General features: G+C 68.3%; 13 protein-coding genes and 3 pseudogenes. 10 read left to right on the top strand and 6 right to left on the bottom strand.

What is annotated here, in order from left to right; translation table 11 throughout:
- Nucleotides 1–495 precede the first annotated feature (495 nt).
- The 4 genes from ACFTZL_RS24230 to ACFTZL_RS24245 all read left to right on the top strand — a co-directional run bounded on the left by ACFTZL_RS24230 (nt 496) and on the right by ACFTZL_RS24245 (nt 4812).
- Nucleotides 496–1737 carry a hypothetical protein gene (locus ACFTZL_RS24230; RefSeq protein ID WP_382586496.1) on the top strand — a complete coding sequence of 414 codons (1242 nt, stop codon included), beginning with the start codon at nt 496–498 and terminating at the stop codon, nt 1735–1737.
- Nucleotides 1734–3299 (top strand): substrate-binding domain-containing protein, encoded by a 1566-nt coding sequence (locus ACFTZL_RS24235; RefSeq protein ID WP_382586499.1) that lies wholly within the window; start codon nt 1734–1736, stop codon nt 3297–3299. The genes ACFTZL_RS24230 and ACFTZL_RS24235 overlap by 4 nt, the downstream gene beginning before the upstream one ends.
- On the top strand, nt 3286–4035 hold the full coding sequence (locus ACFTZL_RS24240; protein WP_382586502.1) for a hypothetical protein: 750 nt from the start codon (nt 3286–3288) through the stop codon (nt 4033–4035). Before ACFTZL_RS24235 ends, ACFTZL_RS24240 begins: the two co-directional genes overlap by 14 nt.
- A gap of 618 nt (nt 4036–4653) precedes the next feature.
- Nucleotides 4654–4812 (top strand): hypothetical protein, encoded by a 159-nt coding sequence (locus tag ACFTZL_RS24245; RefSeq protein ID WP_382586531.1) that lies wholly within the window; start codon nt 4654–4656, stop codon nt 4810–4812.
- A gap of 22 nt (nt 4813–4834) precedes the next feature.
- Here ACFTZL_RS24245 and ACFTZL_RS24250 read toward each other — a convergent pair.
- Together ACFTZL_RS24250 and ACFTZL_RS24255 are read right to left on the bottom strand one after the other, a co-directional pair.
- Nucleotides 4835–5181 (bottom strand): annotated as a pseudogene (locus ACFTZL_RS24250) (ArsR/SmtB family transcription factor); the annotation flags it as partial.
- Nucleotides 5182–5218: 37 nt separating this feature from the next.
- Nucleotides 5219–6150, bottom strand: a pseudogene (locus ACFTZL_RS24255) (ADP-ribosylglycohydrolase family protein).
- A gap of 269 nt (nt 6151–6419) precedes the next feature.
- On the opposite strand from ACFTZL_RS24255, the gene ACFTZL_RS24260 reads away from it, so the two are divergent.
- Entirely contained in the window at nt 6420–8021 is a 1602-nt protein-coding gene (locus tag ACFTZL_RS24260) for a TlrC/CarA/OleB/SrmB family ABC-F type ribosomal protection protein (RefSeq protein WP_382586505.1), read from the top strand.
- Between the two features lie 318 nt (nt 8022–8339).
- Here ACFTZL_RS24260 and ACFTZL_RS24265 read toward each other — a convergent pair whose 3' ends face one another.
- A complete protein-coding gene (locus tag ACFTZL_RS24265) occupies nt 8340–8504 on the bottom strand; it encodes a hypothetical protein (protein ID WP_382586507.1) in 165 nt (54 codons plus the stop codon).
- Between the two features lie 508 nt (nt 8505–9012).
- Here ACFTZL_RS24265 and ACFTZL_RS24270 point away from each other — a divergent pair.
- Nucleotides 9013–9780: pseudogene (locus ACFTZL_RS24270) on the top strand (transposase).
- Nucleotides 9781–9901: 121 nt separating this feature from the next.
- Here the strand turns inward: ACFTZL_RS24270 and ACFTZL_RS24275 are convergent.
- Nucleotides 9902–11293: a Mucin-2 gene (locus tag ACFTZL_RS24275; RefSeq protein WP_382586510.1), complete on the bottom strand. Its 1392-nt coding sequence runs from the start codon at nt 11291–11293 to the stop codon at nt 9902–9904.
- A 397-nt stretch (nt 11294–11690) separates the two neighbouring features.
- Between ACFTZL_RS24275 and ACFTZL_RS24280 the strand changes: the two genes are divergently transcribed.
- Nucleotides 11691–12254 (top strand): cysteine hydrolase family protein, encoded by a 564-nt coding sequence (locus tag ACFTZL_RS24280; RefSeq protein WP_382586513.1) that lies wholly within the window; start codon nt 11691–11693, stop codon nt 12252–12254.
- Nucleotides 12255–12350: 96 nt separating this feature from the next.
- On the opposite strand, the gene ACFTZL_RS24285 is transcribed toward ACFTZL_RS24280, so the two are convergent.
- A complete protein-coding gene (locus ACFTZL_RS24285) occupies nt 12351–12479 on the bottom strand; it encodes a hypothetical protein (protein ID WP_382586516.1) in 129 nt (42 codons plus the stop codon).
- A 239-nt stretch (nt 12480–12718) separates the two neighbouring features.
- Nucleotides 12719–14578 (bottom strand): peroxidase family protein, encoded by a 1860-nt coding sequence (locus ACFTZL_RS24290; protein WP_382586519.1) that lies wholly within the window; start codon nt 14576–14578, stop codon nt 12719–12721.
- Nucleotides 14579–15314: 736 nt separating this feature from the next.
- Between ACFTZL_RS24290 and ACFTZL_RS24295 the strand changes: the two genes are divergently transcribed.
- The 3 genes from ACFTZL_RS24295 to ACFTZL_RS24305 all read left to right on the top strand — a co-directional run bounded on the left by ACFTZL_RS24295 (nt 15315) and on the right by ACFTZL_RS24305 (nt 16860).
- Nucleotides 15315–16136, top strand: a complete 822-nt coding sequence (locus ACFTZL_RS24295) for a hypothetical protein (RefSeq protein WP_382586522.1) — start codon at nt 15315–15317, stop codon at nt 16134–16136.
- Between the two features lie 77 nt (nt 16137–16213).
- Nucleotides 16214–16690: a S26 family signal peptidase gene (locus ACFTZL_RS24300; protein WP_382586525.1), complete on the top strand. Its 477-nt coding sequence runs from the start codon at nt 16214–16216 to the stop codon at nt 16688–16690.
- Nucleotides 16687–16860 (top strand): hypothetical protein, encoded by a 174-nt coding sequence (locus ACFTZL_RS24305; RefSeq protein WP_382586528.1) that lies wholly within the window; start codon nt 16687–16689, stop codon nt 16858–16860. The genes ACFTZL_RS24300 and ACFTZL_RS24305 overlap by 4 nt, the downstream gene beginning before the upstream one ends.
- Nucleotides 16861–16966: the final 106 nt, after the last annotated feature.

The following is a 16966-nucleotide window of genomic DNA, read 5'->3' on the forward strand; positions in this document are numbered from 1 at the left end:
GCCACGACCCTAGGGTTCGCCACAGGCGGCCTGGCCGACCGGACAACAGGCGGCCCCGGGTCGCCGCACAGCCAGTCCGCTCAGATCCGCTCCGGGTGGTGCTCCGGGTCGTCGGCGTGCAGCTCGGCTGCGTCACGCTCCAGCCCTTCGGCGTACGCCAGCGCCTCCATGGTCCGGTGGCGGAAGCTGATACACATCTGCAGCTGGTGCTGGCTCAAGGTGTGCAGGAGCGCCCCGAATCGAGTTCGGGGGGCGCAGGAACGATGAACGCTCTGAGTAGGCGGACGGTGTGGCTGGGCCTGGCGGCGATGAGGCTCGAGGATGCGTCTCGTTGAAGTCCGGTCCGGTGCGTAGCGCGCACCGGCCTTCGGCGTGCGCTTTTCCCTAGGTTCAACTGACGTTCCGGGAAGGGTTGTTCGGGGTACACCGGCATCACCGACGATCCTGGCCCGGGCTCACGGGGGAGAACGACAGGTGTCACGGGGGGAGACGCAGGTGCCCGCGAACAGACCCGCTACGGAAGAGCCGCGGTTAACCGTCACCAGACCCCCGCGCCGACGCCTGCGCAGTGTGCTGGCGTCGGCGCTGCCCGTCCCGGTCGTCGGGCTGGTCCTGCTCGTGGCCTCCGGGAACCTGCTGTTGCCGCTGCGGCAGGTGGTCACCATAGAGGCCAAGATGGCCTCGAAGAGGGACTTCTTCCAGGACCCCGTGGTCGAGCGGCTGCTGATGAAGCACGGCTTCCGCGTGCACATCACCAACATGGGCTCGCGTGAGATCGCCAAGCAGGACTACGAGGGATACGACGTCGTCTTCCCCTCCGGCCAGCCGGCCTCCGACCTGATCAGCCGGGAGCGCGCCCGGGCGAACCGTCCGGTGCTGCTGTACCGCCCGTTCGTCAGCCCCATCGTGCTGGCCACCTACCGGGACTACGCCGAGGTGCTCACGGCGGAAGGCGTCGCGAAGCGCCTGCCGGGACCGGGCGGCCGGACGATGTACTACACCCTCGACATGCGGCAGTTCCTCGATCTCGCGCGCGGCAAGAGAAAGGGCGTCCAGCGCGATCCCGCAGACGGCTACCGCTGGGACGAGATCGACCGCAACGACCACGTCCGCAATGGCAACAAGATCCTTGCCCAGACCTCGGACATCTGCGAGTCCAACTCCGGCGGCACCTACCTCGGGCTCGTGGCCTTCGTCGAGCACGGGAACGACGCGCCGGACAGCGAGGCCGAGGCCGAGCAACTCGCCCGGAAGATCAAGCCGCTCCTCGTCGAACAGGGCCTGCCGTCCTCCGAGCGGGCCGAAACGTATCTGTCCCCCGACGGGCAGAGCATCGCCCCTGTCTCGGTGATCTACGAGCACCAGTTCCTCGCCCACCAGATCGGGTACGAGGCCGAGAAGGGCGCGACCGTCGACGAGCGCGTCCTGCTCTACCCGTCCACACGCTTCGTCACCGAACCCCAGCTCGTCGCGCTGACCGGCGACGGCGCCCGGCTCGGTGAACTGGTCAGCGAGAACAGCGAACTCCAGCACCGCGCCATGGAGTTGGGCTTTCGGGCCCGCAACGCCACCAGCGGCGCGACCAGCGACGAGCTCACCCGATTCCTCACCGAGCGGCAGATCCCGGTGCCCACCACCTCCTCCGACGACACCCGGGCGGTCCTGCCCAGCCTGCCTCTACTGGAGAAGATGATCGAGATCGTCGGCGACTGCCCGGACCGGACGGGCAGCCAGTGAGGCGCGGTGCGGGCCTGCTGGCGCTCTGCCTGGCGCTCGTGGTCACCCTGCTCACCGCCTGCTCGGGCGACGACGGCGACGAAACGGTCCGGCTGCGCGTGCTCGCCAGTCCCGATCTCGCCGTACTGGCCCCGCTGCTGGACGATCTGAAGGACGAGACCGGCGTCGACCTGCGCCTGGACCACCGGGCCGACGCCGAGACAAAGACCCCGGACCGCGACAGGTACGACCTCGCGTGGCTGTCCTCCGACCGCTATCTGCGTCTCACCGACAAGAGTGCGATCCGGGGCGTGCAGCGCACCCCCACCATGACGTCTCCCGTCGTCATCGGCCTGAAGCCGGACGTGGCACGGAAGCTTCGCGGCCAGGTGCCCGGCGGCCGGCTCACCTGGGCGGACATCGCGGACGCCGCCGCCACCGGCACCGTCCGCTTCGGCATGGCCGACCCCCGGCACGCCGGCAGCGGGCTCGCCGCCCTCGTCGGCGTCGCCACCGCCGCGGCCGGCACCGGAGCCGCGCTGCGCCCCGAGGACGTCTCCTGCGACCGGCTGCGCGGCTTCCGCTCCGGCCAGACCCTCACCGCCGACACCGGCCCCGCCCTCGTCGACTCCTACGCCGATCATCAGGACGAGACCAACGCCCTCATCACATACGAGTCCGACCTGCTCGCCCTCAACGCCACCGACCGCCTCGACGACCGCCTGGAGGTCGTCCGCCCCGAAGACGGCATGGTCCTGGCGGACTTCCCGCTGCTCCTGCTCAACCAGGCCCACCGCACCGCGTACGACAAGGTCACGCAGTGGCTGCGGCGCGACTCGGTGCAGCGGCAGATCATGCGGCACACTCTGCGCCGCCCCGTGAACACGACGGTCACCCGGGACGCACGGCTGCGCGAACCGGTCGGCAACGCGCTCTTCTACCCCGACCGACCCGCCGTCGCCGAAGCCCTGTTGGCGGACTACGGTGACCCCGACCGCCGCACCACAAGCCAGGTGGTCTTCCTGCTCGACTTCTCCGGCTCGATGCGCGGCGCCCGGATGGCCGCCCTGCGCGAGGCCTTCGCCGGACTCAGCGGCGCAGACCCGTCCGCCTCCGGCAAGTTCACCCGCTTCTACCGGGGCGAGCGGCTGACCATCGTCCGGTTCGGCGGCCGAGTGCTGGAGGAGAAGACCGTCACCGTCACCGGTCCGAAGGACCTGACGGCCCTCGCCGACACCGTCGCCAGGGGCGGGTACGGCGATGCCACCGCCGTATGGTCCGCCCTCGACCGCGGCTACCGCGCCGCCGCCCGCGAGCTGGCCGCCGACCCCGACCGCTCTGTCTCACTCGTCCTGATGACGGACGGCGAGAACAACGCGGGCCTTTCCTATACGGAGTTCGTACGCCGTCACAAGGCGCTGCCCGCCGCGGTGCGCGCCGCCGTCCACACCTACCCGGTCCACTTCGGCGAGGCCGACGCAGGCGAACTGGGGCGCGCGGCGGGGCGGACGGGCGGACGGATAGTGGATGCCGCCGGCTCGTCCCTGTCCGAGGCTTTCAAGGAGATCCGTGGCTGTCACTGACGCACTGTGGTGGAGCCTTTGGTGGCCGTGGATGACGGTCTGGCTGGTGACGGCCGCCGGCGCGGTGGTGTTAGCGGTGGTCCTGGTGCGCCATGCCCGGGAGCGGCGCAGGCACATGCGGCGCTGGCAGTCGGCGTACAGCATCTGCCTGTACCTTGACGAGCAGGCGGTGATGGACCTGTACGAGCTCGGCAACTACCGGTCCGCACTGGAAGAGGCCGTCGAGCTGCGGACGAAGGTCGACACGAGTGTCGGACTCTGGAGCCGGGTGCTGACGTGGCTGTTCCGCTTCCGGCTGAAGCGGGACGTCAGCCAGGAGACCTTCCGCAAGTTCGTGCGCAAGGACAAACCGATCAACGTGATCGGCGTGGTCATGGAGGCCTTCGACCGGGCCGACGCCATCGTCCACGCCGACCTCACCACACTGACCGTCGTCCCGAACCGCAACCTCGCCGACAACCTGGGCGACGGCCGTGCGGTGACCCTGAGCCGCATCGGCGAATTCGTTTCGGTCAAAGGTGTGTTCACCGGCGTGCCCGACGTCGCGGAGGGATTCGTCCTACGGGCCGAATACGGCGCCGAGCGGCCCCCGGTGTACATGCGCGTCGTAGCCCCCGGCAACGCACGCCGCTCGATCCCGGCCGGCACTTTCACGGCCCGTTGCCTCGGCAAGATGACCGGCTGGCGCGAGGACACCCGCGAGGTGACGCTGGAGGCGATCGCGATCTTCTGGTGACCGCCCCCGCTTACCGACCGGGAGTTGAACTCGGCGAGCACGTGCAGGGTGTGCGGGTCCGGTGCCAGGGCGAGGAGGTCGGCCACCGGCCCTTCTCCATGGCCGGCTTTGCTGAGGGCGGTTGTCCACCAGCCTGCTGCGCCGGCCAGCAGATCTTGCTCTCTGGCCGGTGGGACGCCTACCCGCCGGCGTATCAGCGACCAGCAGCGCCGCTAGAAGTACGCCATGGCTTCTTCTCGCTAGCGCTGACCTGTCAGGGCAATGGTGTTGTATTTCCACTATGGCGTGGAAGGTCGGGTGGCGCGCGGGCCAACGAAGTATGGCCGGTTGATCGGCAGTTCCCGTTCCGGCCGATCAACGGGCTCACCGCCTGCGCCGAGGGAGCCGAGGTGGCGGACCACCCGTCTTCGACTGCGAGGCGTACAAGCAGCGCGACACCGTCGAACGGTGCAGCAACCGCTTGAAGCAGTGGCGCGGGATTGCCACCTGCTATTGAACAGACGGCGGCCAACTACCTGGCCGGACTTGATGTCGCCGGCATCTTTATTTGGTCTGCCAGGCCCACGCCTCAGGAACAGGAGCGAACCGCAACGTCCCCCAGACGCCAAGGCCGTGGTAGTGGTTCATGTGCCCTGCGGCGAGCACCTGGCGCAGTTCCGCATGGTGCTCCGTGTCCGTCGGGAGATCCAGCTGGTCGAGGAGGGCCAGTGCGGCGGCTGGCTCCAGGTCGCCGTAGACGTCGTGGGAGCTCGCCCGAAGGCCACGGAGGAGGGGTGATTTCAGGGCGGGGGAGCGCTCGAACCCCTCTCAACTGCCGGTACAGGCCGGTGGCGTCCTCGCGTGTGAGCCGCAGGGCCCAGTCGCTCATGTCGAAGGTGTTCCGCCATGCGCGGGGCATCGTCTGAAGCCCACCGAACGCCACCAGCGCCCAAGCGCGTTGCCGCGCTCGGTGTCCTCCTCGACGAAGCCGGCCGCGCCGAGCTGCCGGAGGTGGTAGCTGGCCGTACCGGAATTCACGCCCAGCCGCTCCGCGAGGCGGGTGGCCGTCGACGGGCCGTACTTCCGCAGCAGCCTGACCAACTGCACGCGCACCGGATGCGCCAGGGCGCGCAGCCCCTGCGGTCTAGGCGGCCTTCGTTGCGCCACTGCTCATCAATCGGCCGACTGGGGAGCAAGCCCCGGTTCAGCCTCCGAGGCGGTGTGCAAGGTGGATCAGGTCTGCCAGGTGCAGCACCCGTGCGTTGATTCCTGGGAGGGGGACATGGAGCGGCTGGGTCCAGTGGGCGGGGATTGCGTCCAGCCCGTAGTGCGCCCCCGCGAGGCCTCCGGTCACCGCGGCGACGGTGTCCGTGTCGCCGCCGAGATCGATTGCCGCGCGTATCGCGTCTTCGAAGCTGGTGGTGGTGCGCAGGGCCCAGACGGCGGAGCCCAGGCAGGGCCAGACGGCACCGTTGAACTCGGTGGCCTGATCGGGGTGCCAGTCGGGTGCGAGGACTGTGGCGTAGCGGCCCCGGTGGTCGCGATGGACAAGAGCCAGGATGTCCGGGAGCACGGTGAGGGGGTCGGTGTCCTCGAACGTGACGCGGATGAGTTCGTGGAAGATCGCGGTGCCTTCCCAGGCCGCGCGGTCGCCGTGGGTGAGGGCGGCGATGCGGCGGGCCGCGTCCATGGTGGCTTCTTGGCCGGCGGCCGCGAAGTGGACCGCGGAGGTCGCGATGCCCCCATCAAGGAGCCGTTTCCGGCTGCTCGTTGGTTGACCTGGAAATGGATCGGGGCGGCGAGGTCCCAGGGCATGCCGTTGGTGAGGACGTCTTCGGTCTGCAGGCCGATGTCCTTCGGTTCTGATGCTGCCCACCGTTGGAAGCGGGTGAAGATGTCCGGCAGATCTAGTCCGCCCTGCTCCAGCAGCGACTCCGCGACCAGGACGGCCATCTGTGTGTCGTCAGTGGCCTCCCCGGGGTCCCAGCCACCGCCTCCGCACATCTCGCCACCGGCACCAGGTGCGGGAAACCGCGCGGAGAATGCTCCCTGAGGACCAAACTCGAAGGGGCCACCCAGGGCGTCACCCACCGCTGAGCCGACGACCGCGCCGGCGGCCCGCTGAATCCGCTCCATCCGCGCAGGTTATCTGTGCCGCGCCGACGGCCGCGCGGCCCTGTTCCTTCCTCGGCGGGCATGTCGCTCATGGGGAACCACGAAAGCAGTCGAGCGAGTCGAGACGTATCGTCTTGCCAAGAGGTCGGCCATGTCGTACCTTCTTGCCCATGGGATCCCTGTGAGACAGCCGGCGCCGACCGCGTAGAGCACCGCTCCGCCGTCGCCGCGCCCCGCCGTGCAGCCGTCCGCCCCGTTCCGGCCTGCCCAGGGCCAGGAGGGACCCACCCATGCACACCTCACAACTCACCCTTGTCAACGTCGCCAAGCGCTACCCCGGCCGCACCGTCCTCGACCAGGTCTCCTTCACGCTCAAACCAGGCGAGAAGGCCGGGCTCATCGGCGACAACGGCTCCGGAAAGTCCACGCTTCTCAAGCTCATCGCGGGCCAGGAGCGCCCGGACGAAGGCGAGTTGACCGTAACCGCCGCCGGCGGCATCGGCTACCTGCCACAGGCCCTGCCGCTCCCGCCGACCGCCACGGTCCAGGACGCCATCGACCTGTCCCTGGCGGACCTGCGCGCGCTGGAGAGGGAGCTGCGCCGGACCGAGCAGACACTCGGCGACGGCGGCGACCTCGACGCGTACGCCGCCCTCCTTGAGCGCTACGAGGCCCGCGGCGCCTACGCGGCCGACCACCGTGTAGCCACGGCCCTGCACCACCTCGGCCTGCCCGCGCTGCCCCGCGACCGCCGCCTCGGCACGCTCTCCGGCGGCGAGCGCTCCCGCCTGTCCCTGGCCGCGGTCCTGGCAGGCCGCCCGGAGCTGCTTCTGCTGGACGAGCCGACGAACGACCTGGACGACCAGGCCGTTGCATGGCTGGAGGAGCAACTGCGGGCACACCGTGGGACGGTGCTCGCGGTCACACACGACCGCGTCTTCCTCCAGCGACTGACCACCACGATCCTGGAGGCCGACTCGGGAAAGATCACACGCTACGGCGACGGCTACGCCGGCTACCGCACTGCCAAGGCCGCCGGCCGCCGCCGCCGGCTGCAGGAGTACGAGGAGTGGCGTGCAGAGTTGGCCCGCAACAAGCGGCTGGCCACCAGCAACGCCACCCGCCTCGACGGCATTCCGCGCAAGGCGCCGCTGGCCAACTTCGGCCACGGCGGCTTCCGGGCCCGCGGCCGCGCGCACGGCGCGATGGTGCGCATCCGCAACGCACGCGAGCGCGTCGAGCGCCTGACGGCGAACCCGGTGGCCCCGCCGGCCGACCCGCTGGCCTTCACGGCCTGCATCGGCACAGCGGCCGAGACCGACGAAGTCACCGAGCTCACCGGTGTTCGGGTGGGAGACCGCCTCCACCTGGACTCTCTCACCCTCGGTCCCACCGACCGGCTGCTGGTCACCGGCCCGAACGGCGCGGGCAAGACCACCCTGATCCGGCTGCTGGCCGGCGAACTGTGGCCGGACGAGGGCTCGGTATGCGTGCCGGGCAGGGTCGGCCATCTGCGCCAGGACGAGACGCAGTGGCCGCCCGGCCTGACGGTGGCGGAGGCCTTCGCCTTGGGCCGCCCCGGCTCCGCCGACGATCACGCCGAGTCCTTGCTCTCCCTCGGCCTCTTCGGCCCGGCGGACCTGCACCAATGCGTCGGTGACCTCTCGTACGGCCAACGCCGACGCATCGACCTGGCCCGCCTGGTATCGGCCCCGGCAGACCTGCTCCTCCTGGACGAGCCGACGAACCACCTCTCTCCCGCCTTGGTCGAGGAACTGGAGGAGGCCCTGGCCGGCTACCCGGGGGCGGTCGTGCTGGTCACGCACGATCGGGCGCTGCGGGGGCGGTTCGAGGGAAAGCGACTTGTACTGGAGGAGGGTGCCATGGTGTGAGGGCGCCGAGAGCCAGCACACGCAGCGGCGCCCCGGACCAAGGAAGTCCGGTGCGCCGCGCAGGGCGCTCGGGTGGGGGGGGGTAGGCCGCGACGTGGGCGACGATGGTGATCGACCCCAGGGCGGTCACGTAGTAGATGACCCGTACGCCCTCGATCTCGTCGACGTAGTAGCGCGGCAGGGTGAGGCACCTCGGTGCCCAGGTTCGGGTTGACGCTGATCGCGCGGTCCAGGCGGTGCGCCTCGGACGCGGTCAGCTTCGCCAGCTGGGTGAGCGCGGGCTCCACCAGGATGACCTGGGAACGCCGCACGCCGTGCTCAGACGACACGGGGCTCCTCACCCGCGAGACGGGCGAGGTGACCGCCGCGGGCGACCTCCCACAGCACGCCGGACTCTGGCGAGGGGTACCCGTTGGCAGCGATGTCCCCCAGCGCGGAGGCGAGGACGTCGATCCGCGCGCGCAGGTCGGCCGTCACGCTCACCTGCCCTCAATCGCCGCCCTTGGCGACAAGCGCCGTGGTCTGGCCAAGGTCGCCGGCGTCTACCTCGACGGCACCGGTTCGCATCGGCTCACGATCGACGGCGACGCCGGGTTCCTTCACGGACCCCGACGGCTTCACCTGGGCCACCGCGTCCCCAGGACGCGTCGTTGTGAAGCGGACCGGACGGTCTCCGGACTGACCGGCACGAGGGGACCGTGACGGTTGAACGGTTGACGTCCTCGGCAGTGGCTTCGTGAGCGCACGGTCACGTCACCCCCGCCGGTCCAACTGCCGGACGCGCGGCCGGTGTAGACGCGGCGGAACTCGGGGCCATCGCGGTTGGTGACTGGCTGCTCCGGGCCAGGTGCGGCACTGATGCATCGGTGGTTCAGTGGAATGGGGGGGAGGAGGAAAAGTCCACCACTACCGAGCCGAGATAAGAGCGATGGCTGAATTCAAGCTAGAGGTTGTCCCGTAACCAGTGGGGCGGTTGGTGCGTTGGCTGGGCATGGGTGGGGTGGTCTCAGCGGATGATCCGAAGTGGATCGAGCCGTTCCCGGGCTGAGCGAGTCGCAGTTCACCAGGCTGGTGGCGTTGGTGCGGCGTCGCGGTGGCGACGTTCAGCGCGGCTGGCCCTGACGGCTGCCGCTGGAGGACCGAGTGTTGCTGGTGGCGACGTACTGGCGCACGAACCTGACGTTGCGGCAGGTGGCACCGTAGTTCGGGGTCTCGAAGTCCGCGGCCGACCGCTTCCTCGATCATCTGGCGCCCTTGCTGGCCATCTCGCCGGCCCGGCGGCCGCGCAAGGACACTGTCTACATCGTCGACGGCACTCTGGTTACCCACCCGTGACCGCAGCGTGGTCGCGTCCAGTAAGAACTATCGGTACTCGACAAACCTGCAGGTCGTGATCGACGCGAACAGCCGCCTGGTGGTGGCGATCGGCCTGCCGCTGCCCGGCAGCCGCAACGACTGCCGGGCGTTCACAGAGTCCGGAGTCGACCGGGCCTGCCGCGGCGCACCGAGCATCGCCAATGGCGGATACCAGGGCACCGGCCCGCTCATCCCGCACCGTAAACGTCGAGGTCAGACGCACCTCAGCCCACAGCAAGAAGCGGAGAACGCCGTCCACCGACGGGCGCGAGCTCGGGTGGAACACGCCCTGTCCCGGCTGAAGAACTGGAAAATCCTGCGGGACTGCCGACTCAAGGGCCACGGCGTTCACCGGGCGATGCTCGGCATCGCCCGGCTCCACAACCTAACCCTCACTGGATAAATCACGCCCCCATACGGGACAACCTCTAGGGGATGTCCGGTCGGTCATGGCCTTCGTATCCGAGAACCGCCCGGAGGATCCGTAGGGGAGCGGCGCAGGGCCGGGCGATTCTGCTCGGCACTCAGGCGGGAACGCCGGCCCGGTCCAGGACAGCGGCCATCTCGTCCTCGGGGAGCGCCGGGTTGGCACCCGCGCTGGAGGCCAGTTCAGGGACATGAAGCGCCTCGCGGAGCCGGTGGAGCGAAAGGCGCGGGTCGCCGGCCGCCGCCTGGCACGTCCAGACCGCGGGGTCATGGCTGAGCCGTTCGATCAACGTGGGTGTGGCGGCCGGGTCCCGGACGGCCAGCCGACGGTAGTTGCCGTCCGGGTGATCCGCGTAGCGCGCGGCGAGACCCTCGCGGGGGAAGCGGGGGTGCGTCTCCGCCATCCAGGCGGAGAACGTGCCACCGAGCCGCGCGTACACACGCATCAGGACCTCCTCCGGGGTGTCGGGGTGGTACATGCCCAAGAGGTCCTCCACCAACGGGTCCTCGGTGCGCGCGAGCAGGCGCATGAGGTCGGGCGGCAGGTGAGGGCTCTGGGCGACGGTGCGCCAAAGCAGCGGGTGGGCGGAGGTCGCGGCCCGTCGCAGCACCTCGGGGTCGGCGAGCCCGTCCCGTACCCACCCCACGTCGCCCCTGGAGAAGGCCTCCACGGTGAAGTCGATCGACATGCGTCGTGTCTCGTCCAGTTCAGGCCTCAGGGAGACCGCGAGCCGTACGGCCTCGTCGGGGTCGACGGCGAGCCGCTCCACGAGGTCGGCGGGCAGCGACGGGTTCTCGGCGAGGGCGGCCAGGTGCGTCCGCTCGGCGACACACCGTTCGGCGTCGGCGCGGTGGAAGAGCCCATGGCGCAGCACCTCGGCGGCGGACTTCGTATCGTGGAGGAGTTCGGCGGTGAGGCGTGCATCCCGCCGGCACTCCCACAGCGCGGCGGCCCGCCGCACCTCGGGGTCGGGATCGGCCAGCAGTGCCGACCGCACGCCCGGCGGCAGCTTCTCCCATGCGCGCGCGGCGCTCCGGCGCGCTGCCGGATCGCGGTGCGTGGCCAGCGAGGCCACGAACGACGGCACCAGATAGGGCGAGTCCAGCAGGGCCGCCCGTACGGAAGGGTCGGGGTCGTCGAGCAGGCGGGCGCACACGTCGTCCGGCAGCGGCGCGACCGTCGTACGCGGGGCGCGCCACTCGGGTCCGTAGGCGAGAGCGGCCCGCACCTTGGGGGAGGGGTCATCCACGAGCCGGGCCCGCTGCGCGGGCTTTGCCCTGGGGCTCATCGCGAAGTCGATCCGAGCGCCGGGGTTCGGGTGAGCCAGGATCACCGCGACGGCCGACTCGGGAAGTCCAGCCCGCTGGAGGGCGTGACGGGGCGGGCCGTCACCGCCGCCGTCGAAGGCGAGCAAGCGCAGCAGCAACGGTGTCGGCAGCGCCGGGTTGCGGGCGACTCCGTCCAGCGCGGAGGCGTGGAACGCGACCATGATTCCCCTATCCCTGTGTCTCCGTCGGCTGGTCCGCGACCATGATGTCCCTACGCCCGTCGGGCCGTCTGGCGGTCGGGGCGTCTGGCGGTCGGGCCGTCATGATCGGCCGGGCAGCACCTGGTCGACGTCCGACCGCCGACGATCTGGCCGCGCTCGCCGGCATTGCCGGGCCCGGACGACGTCGCCGAAGGGCTCGTGCACCACTGGCGCATGCCGGACCGGCGCTATGGCACGGAGTGGGTCGGGCACCGCAGGTGCGGACAGCGATCGAGGAGTTCCGCCGGCTCAGGGCCACGTGGCTCGTACGGCGCTGATGAGGATCTCCGATCCTCCACCGCGGCTCGGTTGATCGACCAGACTTGCCCCTGTTTCCCAACGGAGGAGGACGGCAAGCATGGCGGGCAGCGCACTTCTGGTGATGGACGTCCAACGGGACGTGGTGGCCATCGCCGACGACGGTTCTGGATATCTGCGGCGCTTGCGCAGGGCGATCGACGGTGCCCGGGCTGCCGGCATCCCCGTGATCTACGTGGTGATGGGGTTACGGCCGGGCGATCCGGAAGTCAGTCCCCGCAGCAGGGTGATGGCGAATGTCGTGCGGGCCGGCCTGTTCACTGAGGGGGCCCCTGGCACCGAGATCCATGACGACGTCGCACCCCGGCAGGGCGACGTGGTGGTGACCAAGAGGCGGGGGAGCGCGTTCTCGGGCAGCGACCTCGACTTGGTACTCAGGGCTCGCGATATCGACAGCCTTGTTCTCACCGGCATCGCCACCAGCGCTGTAGTGCTGTCCACTCTGTGGCATGCCATCGACCTGGACTTCGGCCTGACTGTCCTGGCGGATGCCTGCCTCGACACCGACCCCGAGGTGCACACGATGCTGACCGAAAAGCTCTTCCCGCAGTGGGCAGATGTCGTCGCCGTCGAGGACTGGATCAAAGCCATCACACCGCAATAGCGTGAACCGACGGACCCGCAGCTGAAGAGCAACACTTCGCCCGGCGCTCGGCACATCAATGGGAAACCGCAGGCAAGAACCATGAACTCGGTTCGATCAGACCGCGCTCACCGGGCACGCCGCGCCGTCTGCGGTGCCTTGCATGTCGATGCGCACTATCTCGATGTTCACGTCCACCGACAGCACCGCGACGTCCACGATCGACGGGAACAACAGCTCCTTCAACCGGAGCACAACCCTTCGACGGCCCCGAACCATCGGCCCAACCGCGTTGACCACGACTCATTTTCGGGTGACCTCGCGGGCCGCCGGGAAAGGCTCAGTCGTCGCTCAGAATGGCGGCCCACAGAACCTGAGCCAGAACCCGCAGTCGTGCACAATTGCTGTCGTGAGTCGTCGATAAAGCCAACAGACGTTCAGGTCAGGGTTGTTGGCGGCGGCCAACGCCGGGCGGTGGGCGTCTCTCAGCTGTCAGGACCGCCCGTGCCGGACTGTGCCGTGTGCCAGGGCACAAACGCATTGGCCAGCCCCGCCAGGGCCGGGCGCAGCTCCGGGTGGTGCCGGAGGATCACCGTGGCCAAGGTGTTGTCGTCGATCCAGGCCATTCCGGCCTTGGAGTACACCTCCGGGGTGTAGTACGCGGTGAAGAAGCGGTCACTGCTCATCCTGACCGAAGCCATCAGGATGAAGATGCGGAACGCGGTGTTGCTGAAGGTGAATCCGGCCGGAAGCCTCTCGGCGTACATCCCGATCGTCAGGTCGACCTTCTCGATGTCGTTCCCGTACAGCCGCTTGATTTCCTCGGCCCACGCCGGATTGTCTGTCAGATCCTCGAAGCTTGCCGCGGGCTTCATCCGTAGAAGCCGTCGGAACTCGTTGTAGCGGGGGACGCCCAGCTCCCGGCTGCGCAGGATATCGGTGGCGGCAAGGTCCTGCAGGTGCCCGTCGGGGCGCTGGAACTCCTGGAGAAACTCCGGGAAGTTGTGCAGGGTGACCAGACCCGGGTGGAGCGTGCCGAAACTGTAGAACAGGTCGGCCATATTCGTGGTCTCGAGGACCTTCAGCGCCTCGGGTCCGGAGATGTCGCGCAAGGTGCAGTGGCGCAGGGTCTGGTTGTCGACGGCGGAGCGCAGGTGCCAATGGTCGCGGATCAGCGGATGCATGCGGTAGATGGCCACGAACTCCTCGGTGAGTGCGAACGGGGCGCCGTAGTGATCCGTTTTGGCGCCGGGGATGCCGCTGACGAGCTCGCTGTCGCTGATCCGGCCGAGAAGGTTGTGGACGCGTTCCCCCGCGAGGCCCCACCAGTTGGTTTGCAGGGCCTTGACGGTCGTGGGATGGCTGATCACAGCCGTCGTCCACTCCACGGTGTGGATCTTGGCGATGAGCGCAGAGTTGACGAGCCGCGCCCGCTGGAACAGCTCCTCGTCGTCCCAGGACGGATACGCGACATGCAAGTGGTCGCAGATGGCGTTGTGTTCCTGGGCGAACAGGTTCTGCATCAGCACCAAGCCCAGCCAGAAGCCGGGTACCCGCGACGGGTCGCGAGAGGGGTCGGGGAACGGGGTCTGCTCGTCGTCCCACAGCCGCAGCCTGCCCAGCTCACCGGTGCGCAGTTGGCGTTGCTCCGCGTCACTCGACCCATAGACCTGCGACGCGTCCCACCAGTGGGAGGAGACGTTGACGCGCGTGTCGGGCATTCCGGCACCCGCCTGCGGGTCCCGGGTCGGGTCGTCGGGTGTCCGCGTGATCCGCATCGGGCGCTCCGGCCAGGGATCGTCGTCCATGAGGGGCACTTCCCAGGGCCGGTCCTCAGGGCTCGTACCGTGGCTGAACCAGTCGCGGATCATGAACTGCAGCCAGGTGGAGATGAGGGAGTTCACTGACTCGGCCGGGATCAACTCGTGACGGGTGAGCAGGGCTCGGCTGACCTCGCGCGGGTTGGGCCGGGAGAGAACGTCCTCGGGCGTGGCCGACGGGATCTTGTCCAGCGGGATGTTGCGGTTGAAGCGTGTGCCCGCCATGCCCGTCCGAGGCTCGTCGAGGTCGTTGAAGCTGCCGTCGGCGCTGCGGTTGACCTTGTGTTTCTCGGACTTCGGCCCGGGATCGGGAAGGTTGACCGAGGGCAGGTGCGTGATGTCGTGGAGGTTCTCCTGACGGAGCTTCACGCGCAGCCCGAAGAGGACCGCCAGGCCAGGAATCACGGCCAGCTTGTCCCAGCCGATGCGTCGGTCGACATACTCGGCGAGGTCTCCGGCGATTCTCCGCGGAAGAGACGCGGATGCGGAGCGGGAGCGGCGGAAGAGGGAGCGGTGCGTGCTCATGGTGGTACTCCTTGGGGCACTCCTGGTGGGTCCCTTCTCGGGTTGACCACACCGGCCTTGTAGCGGTTCGCGGCGTCTTCCCGTGCCGAGGAGGCAGGACGCGCATGCAGACGGCGGCGAGACCGGCCGCGGATGGCACCCGCCGGCTCCCGCGCTGACGATGTAGTCGAATCCCGTGTCGGGCTCGCGGAACGCCGGACTCCGCCGTCACCGCGGTGCCTCCGGCCGGCACGTGACCGAGGCCGGCGGCCGGGAGTTCGTTACTTGGCCCTGGTGGCTCCTCGGATCTCGGATTGCGATGACCTCTGCCGCCATGGCGCACATGCGTCTCGACATCACAGCTGAATCGGCATGAAATTAACACTAGGAGAAGCTTCGCTCGCCTGCATGTCGGAACAGCGCCGTTACACGGCCCGGTTGCAGTGCCGGGCCAGTCTGCGCGGAATCGTCAATTGTTGACGCTTACATATTCGCCGTTCACGACCTTTCTGAGGCCCGGTGAGGCGTTCGCTGCGCAGATGCGGACCCTGGTGGCGGCAGTTACGGTGGTATGCGGAAGTACCGCAAGCCGCAGTCGGTCCATCTTGAATGAATTGACCTGACACAGGCGCACCTCTGTGGGTCGTGAAATCCCATGCGGGGCCTGCTGCTTCCGAATTCCTAGAAAATCTGCGATGCGGGGATCCGGACTGCCAGGAAACGGAGAATTCCTATGCTTAGTGTCATCATGACGTGCGTGGCAATCGCCCTTGTAGGCTTGATGGTCCGCTCTTCGCGGTCTGTCCATGCCGACCTGAAGTGTGGCGACGCACCGATGCATTTCGATGACGGACTCATCGTCACTTGGGCGGGCCCCGCACCCGAAGAGGCACGGGTGAAGCTGGGGAACGGTGGCATATTCGAGCGGGTAGAGCAGGTGACTGGGACAGCAATTCCGGCGGGCTACCCTGAGAAGTACCTGGAAAACCTTCGCACATCTGAGGTGTTCAACGCGAGCATGGCTTGGACTCCTGACGAACTGGTGCGCTGGCAGGAACGCCATGGAATCGAGATGGAGCCCGAGGCCCTGAGCGTATTCGAAAGCTACCTCGACAATGGTCACCGCATCTTCATGACGCTGGTGGACCATCCGAACGTTTCTGATCCGGGATCGTTCGTGGCTTGCAGCCTGGTGCTCCAGCGTGCCGTGATCGTCTATAACGGCCGACGGCAGGACCTGTTCCTCCGTTCCTACTTCCACAGCGCACGGACCGACTCCTCGGAGTACGTCAACTTCGTTCCCGGTGGCAGTGTGCACTACTCCTTCAAGGCGGATTCAGTCTGGTTCCCGTTGGAGCTGACCCGGTTGATCTCCGAACCTGCTTCCTACGTCGAGTTGGACATCGTCACCCCCGAGGAATTCGACGAGGGTCTTCTTCCGGCTCCGTTCTCGGCGCAGACGAGTGGGCCCGTGCTTCTGGGGGACGTCAAATATCAGGTGAGGCGAGCCTCCGCTGTTCTCAGGGTGGGAGAAGATCAACACACAGCCATCCCGGACTTCAGGATGGCACTGAGCTGACGAGCCGTGCAGGCCCGTGTCGGAGGGTTGACTGATCAAGCCGACCCTCCGAGGGTTGGTGGCTCAGGGAGTGATGAGTGCACACTGCAGAGCTTGTTTATCTGGCCGGGTTGACGCTGACGCTCTCGGTGATCACTTCATTGACCTATTTCGTTCGGGTCGTATCCGAGTCCATGGCGCCGACGCTACTCGTCGATGACCGGCTCTTGGTGATCCGTAGGGCAGTCCTGACACGGTGTTTCCCCGCTCGCGGCCAAATCGTGGTCTTCACCGTTGACGCCAAGGGCGCTGAGGGAGCAAGCAGCCGGCGCAGGATGGTCAAGCGGGTGGCCGCCACAGGCGGGGACAGCATCCTTGTCGGTGACAATTTCCTGACGGACGGCGTGTGCGAGCTGAAGCACGTTGACGTACCGGCAGGCGGTATTTACGTACTGGGGGACAACCGGCAGGTTTCGCGCGACTCGCGAGAGTATGGGTGTATCCCTTCACGGCAGGTGACAGGCTTGGTCGTTCTCGTCGTGTGGCCACTGCGCCGGGCGCGAGTAGTCCGATGACGCGATCCGCCATCGCGGCCACGGTGCCGTCCGCCGACCAGCCCGTCCTGTTCGTGGGCATCCCGGCCTCGGCGGCGCCCTGCCGGACCGCTGCCCACGGGGACCTGCACTGGGCGAACCTCACCGCGCCACTGCGGATTCTGGACTGGGAGGGCTTCGATCGCTACTAGGGTCCGTCTTCAAACGGATCTTGCCCAGAGCAGGAACGATGCGAGGGTGACCGCCGCTTCGTAGGACGTGGCGGTCTTTTCGTATCTGGTGGCGATGCCGCGGCAT

Source organism: Streptomyces sp. NPDC056948, assembly GCF_042674225.1.
Lineage (GTDB): Bacteria > Actinomycetota > Actinomycetes > Streptomycetales > Streptomycetaceae > Streptomyces > Streptomyces purpurascens.